Annotated in this window: 3 protein-coding genes; 2 read left to right on the top strand and 1 reads right to left on the bottom strand. The window is 59.1% G+C overall.

The annotated features are described in order from the left end of the window. A partial coding sequence (locus tag J9889_RS07325; RefSeq protein WP_210556221.1) for an MFS transporter occupies positions 1-425 on the bottom strand: 425 nt, incomplete at its 3' end. A 489-nt stretch (positions 426-914) separates the two neighbouring features. Here J9889_RS07325 and J9889_RS07320 point away from each other — a divergent pair. After that, a complete protein-coding gene (locus tag J9889_RS07320) occupies positions 915-1,763 on the top strand; it encodes an MIP/aquaporin family protein (RefSeq protein ID WP_042880435.1) in 849 nt (282 codons plus the stop codon). Between the two features lie 55 nt (positions 1,764-1,818). Then, positions 1,819-2,524 (top strand): FGGY family carbohydrate kinase (locus J9889_RS07315; RefSeq protein ID WP_246878058.1); only part of this gene is annotated, 706 nt, incomplete at its 3' end.

Below are 2,524 nucleotides of genomic sequence, written 5' to 3'. Positions count from 1 at the left end.
CCGCAGGGGGGCCAGCCCATGCCCTGTGCCCAGCCGTTCAGGAACAGGAGCACGAACATGATGCCAATGCTGGAGGTAGCCCAGTGCATGGTCCCCATCATGAACATGATGCCTGCCGAGAGCAGCAGACCGGCGGAGAGGAAGTAGCGCGCGTTGGATCTGTCCGACACGTTCCCCATCAGGAATTTGGAGAGACCGTAGGCGATGGAGACGCCGGAGAGGGCCAGACCCAGATCCCCGCGGGAGAAGCCCTGCTCGATGAGGTAGGGCATCGCCAGACTGAAGTTTTTCCGTACCAGGTAGTAACCCGCATACCCGAAGAAGATCCCGAAGAACACCTGCCAACGCATGCGTTTGTAGAAGGGATCCACCTTGTCGGCCGGCAGCCGGTCGATATGGGGTGCAGGCCTGAAGAGACTAAGCATGTTCTGCTTCCTTTTATTGTTGTTCTGGGCGGTTGAGGACGCCCCGCTCATGCCGGCGATCAGACACGTCTTGATTTGCAAGCGAGCCTATTGCGCTCATTTGTGAACATTTAATCTGTGATGAGCGCTAAATTATTGCAGTTTTATTACAAAAATTGTGACGCAGTGAGTGAACGCGCATCCAGGGTCAGCCCACGCATGGCGTGGCTTTTGGCTACTCACTAAGGAGTAATATGGCCGACAACTGTTGCTTTTCGTCACATTTTCTTAGCAATGAATGGGATCTTGCCCACATTTCCGGTGGCGGGGGGATGGTGAATTGACGCAGAAGGTTTATTTTCTCTCTCGTCCAAGAACGAGCGCAAACGAGCATAACGTTTGCGCAAGCTCAAAAAACAAGAAGAAACGTTTTCGGGCGCAATGAATGGGAATGAAAGATAACAAAACGGAACATCAAACCTACTGTGGGTGGATATAAGGAATAACAACATGAGCATACAAAGACCCAATACCCTGCTTGGCGAGTGCCTCGCCGAGTTTATCGGCACCGGCCTGCTGATCTTCTTCGGCGTCGGCTGTGTGGCCGCCCTGGTGCTGGCTGGCGCCAACTTCGGGCAATGGGAAATCTCCATTACCTGGGGCCTGGGTGTCGCCATCGCCATCTATGTCACCGGTGGCATCTCCGGTGCCCACCTCAACCCTGCCGTGACCCTGGCGCTGATGACCTTCTGCGGCTTTGACAAGCGCAAGGTGGTGCCCTTCATCATCGCCCAGATAGCCGGGGCATTCGCCTCCGCCGCCCTGGTCTACGCCCTCTACAGCAACCTGTTCACCCAGTGGGAGCTGACCCACAACGTGGTGCGCGGCAGCGTCGAGAGCCTCGGCACCGCAGGCATCTTCTCCACCTACCCCAATGCCCTGCTCTCCAACATGCAGGCTTTCGCGGTCGAGATGGTGATCACCGCCGTCCTGATGCTGGGCATCATGGCACTGGGTGACAACAACAACGGCGCCCCCAAAGGCTTCGCCGCCGCCCTGCTCATCGGCATCCTGATCGCGGTGATCGGCGCCTCCCTCGGCCCCTTGACCGGCTTTGCCATGAACCCGGCCCGTGATTTCGGCCCCAAACTGTTCGCCTTCGTGGCTGGCTGGGGTGACGTGGCCCTGACCGGTGGTCGTGACAACCCCTACTTCTGGGTCCCTATCCTTGGCCCCATCGTCGGCGCCCAGATCGGTACCGCCCTGTATGTGAAAGTGCTGGCTCCCTGCGTCCCGGGCAACCGCGTCGCCACCGAAGAAGCCTCCAAGCTGTCTAACAAAGAAGAGGCCGCCGCCTGAGAGCGGCCCTCCCCAACGTGTAACAACGTGGAAAAATAAAAACGTGGAGAACATCATGTCTGCTGAAAAGAAATTTGTCGTTGCGCTGGACCAGGGCACCACCTCCTCCCGTGCCATTGTCTTCGATCAGGACGCCAACATCGTCGCGACCTCCCAGCGCGAATTCACCCAGCACTACCCGAAAGCGGGCTGGGTCGAGCACGACCCCATGGAGATCTGGGCGACCCAGTCCTCCGTCTTCACCGAAGTGCTGGCCAAGAGCGGCCTGCACAGCGAGCAGATCGCCGCCATCGGCATCACCAACCAGCGTGAAACCACCGTCGTCTGGGAAAAGGCCACTGGCAAGCCCATCTACAACGCCATCGTCTGGCAGTGCCGCCGCACCGCGGCCATCTGCGAAGAGCTCAAGGCCCGGGGCCTTGAAGAGTACGTTCGCGAAAACACCGGCCTGGTGCTGGATGCCTACTTCTCCGGTACCAAGGTGAAGTGGATCCTGGACAACGTGGAAGGTGCCCGGGAGAAGGCAATGAACGGCGAACTGCTGTTCGGCACCATCGACACCTGGCTGGTGTGGAAGATGACCAACGGCGAGGTGCACGTCACCGACCCGACCAACGCCTCGCGCACCATGCTCTACAACATCCGCGACCTGAAGTGGGATGAGCGCATGCTGGACGAGCTGGGCATCCCCGCCTCCATGCTGCCGCAAGTCAAACCCTCCTCCGAGGTCTATGGCTACACCACCCGTGGCGGCGGCGCCC

The organism is Aeromonas sp. PrichA-15 (assembly GCF_017939245.1).
GTDB classification, from domain to species: Bacteria; Pseudomonadota; Gammaproteobacteria; order Enterobacterales; family Aeromonadaceae; genus Aeromonas; species Aeromonas caviae.
This window is presented reverse-complemented; position numbering and strand designations above follow the sequence as displayed.

Bases quoted from the DNA above. Each gene is read 5' to 3' on its own strand.
- J9889_RS07320 (WP_042880435.1), top strand. From the start codon at position 915: ATGAGCATACAAAGACCCAATACCCTGCTTGGCGAGTGCCTCGCCGAG.